1 protein-coding gene is annotated in these 229 nt (G+C 56.3%); it reads right to left on the minus strand.

Features of this window, described 5'->3' with window-relative positions; genetic code table 11:
- Positions 1 to 199 (minus strand): hypothetical protein (locus ACSNOG_RS34140; protein WP_436756542.1); only part of this gene is annotated, 199 nt, incomplete at its 3' end.
- Positions 200 to 229: the final 30 nt, after the last annotated feature.

A 229-nucleotide genomic window follows, 5' to 3' on the forward strand; every position in this document is an offset into this window, starting at 1 on the left:
GGCGATGCAGCTGCGTGAAGATTTCGTCGGCCAGCTGGTGGGCGCTGCTCCGGCGGTCCGCCAAATAGCGGCTTGACCGGTCATCGTCCCATGTATGCGGAAGCCACCGCAGCCATTGCCACTCGGTGGACTCCTTTTCTTCATAAAAGGCTGCAATTTTTACTTCATCAGGTGAGTGCCTTACAGCTGACTGTGCCATAAGAACCCTCAGCGTGTTCAAGACCTGGTC

Origin of the sequence: Streptomyces sp. URMC 124, assembly GCF_051386455.1 — a bacterium.
GTDB lineage: Bacteria > Actinomycetota > Actinomycetes > Streptomycetales > Streptomycetaceae > Streptomyces.